The organism is Xanthomonas sp. SHU 166, assembly GCF_000364685.1.
Classification (GTDB): domain Bacteria; phylum Pseudomonadota; class Gammaproteobacteria; order Xanthomonadales; family Xanthomonadaceae; genus Xanthomonas_A; species Xanthomonas_A sontii.
Genome location: NZ_AQOJ01000225.1, coordinates 1 through 1,826 on the forward strand (window position 1 = coordinate 1; position 1,826 = coordinate 1,826).

Annotated in this window: 1 protein-coding gene; it reads right to left on the bottom strand. The window is 70.4% G+C overall.

The features are described 5' to 3' along the window. Positions 1–194 precede the first annotated feature (194 nt). Positions 195–1,826 (bottom strand): quinoprotein dehydrogenase-associated putative ABC transporter substrate-binding protein (locus D180_RS07410; protein ID WP_232760383.1); only part of this gene is annotated, 1,632 nt, incomplete at its 5' end.

Below are 1,826 nucleotides of genomic sequence, written 5' to 3' on the forward strand. Positions count from 1 at the left end.
TGCTGGCGCGGCGGGCGTCTCCTGCTTGCCGCAGGCGGCCAGCAACAGGAGCGAGGCGAACAGGGACACGGGCAACAGCACGGAGACGGCACGACGACGGACGGAAGCAGAGCGCATGGGAGCAGAACCTTTGCGGAGTGCACGATGGGAGGAGCAGGCCGCGCGAGCGGCGTGTACGGAACGGCGGAAAGCGGTCATTGCGTGCGTCGGTGCTGGGCCTCCGTCAGCAGGTGGGCGAGTTCGGCATTGCCGCGTTGCTGGGCCAGCGCCGCCGGGGTCTTGCCGTCGGCGTCGCGCGCATCGGCGCTGGCGCCGGCGGCGAGCAGGCGCCGGGCGCTGTCCTCGCGGCCGGCAGCGGCAGCCAGCATCAACGGCGTGACGCCGGCGCGGTTGGCACGGTCGGCTTCGGCACCGCGCTTGAGCAGCAGATCGAGGATCTTCGGGTCGTTGCGCGCCACCGCGAACATCACCGGGGTGAAGCCGGCCGGGTTGGCACGGCGCACGCTTGCACCCGCGGTGAGCAATGCCTGTACCAGGTCGGCGTCGGCATAGGAGATGGCCAGGTCCAGCGGCGTCCAGCCGTCGGCGGACACCACCTCGACCTTGGCGCCATGCGCCAGCAATTGCGCGGCGCTCTTGCCGTCGTTGGACCAGGCCGCCTTCATCAACGGCGTCCAGCCATTGCTGTCGCGGTTTTCGACCTTGGCGCCGGCAGCCAGCAGCTCGCCGACCAGCAGCGGCGCCTGGTTGCGGATCGCCTGCTGCAGCGGCGGCTCGCCGAGCAGGTTGGGCTTGTCGGCGCTGGCGCCATGCCGCAGCAGCCAGGCCACGCGCACGCCATCGCCGGCGTCCAGCGCATGCGCCAGTTCCTCGTTGGGATCGGCACCGCCGGCGATGCGCAACTGCAATTGCGCCAGCATGTCCGACGAGGCCTGCGCGCTCGGCGTATCGTCCTGGTCGTCGGGCACCGCGTAGGAGCCGTGCGAGCGCAGATCGCCGGCGACGATGCAATCGGCGCAGTCCACCAGCGGCACGTGATACTCGCGCAGGATCGCGCCGATCTTGCCGGCGCTGCGCTGCATCGCCGCGTTCAGCGCATCGCGCAGTGCCGCGTTCTTGCGCGACACCGCCCACGCCATCGAATACTCCAGCACCTCGTTGTCGATGACGTTCAACGGCACCACGCCCAGACCGCCGCGCGCGGCGTAGTAACCGGCCACCGGCCCCCAGGATTCGGCGGCATCGAGCTTGCCGGCGGCGACCTGCTCGGCGAGCTTGCCGGGATGCTCCTGCGGCGCGCTGGCCGAATCGTAGAACAGGTACTGCACTTCACCCTGCACGCCATGGTCGAACAGCGCCTGCCGCGCCGGCGAGCTCTGGAACACGCCGACCTTGAGCTTTTTCAGCGCCGGATCGTCCAGCGAGGCAGGACGCAGGTCCAGGCCCTTGCGGGTGACCAGCACATAGGTGGAGCGATACAGCGGGCGCGTGGGCAAGCCCATCTCGAAATCGCTGTTCATGTCCATCAGCACGTCGCAGCGCCCGGCGTTGATCGTGCTGCGCGCCAGGCCGCGCTGGTAGTAGCTGCGCCATTCGTACTCCAGGCGCCGGCCCATCTCCGCGGCCACCACCTGGGCGATCTTGTTCTGGAAGCCCTCGCCTGCACGATCGGACAACGGCATGTTGCCGGGATCGGCACAGACCCGCAGCACCGGCGCATCGGCCGGCAGCGTCGTGGCGGGCGCGGCGGATGCCGGTGCCGCAACGGCGGGCGGGGCAGCAGGAGCGCGAGCCGTCGCGGACGACGGCTCGCGCGTACAGCCTGC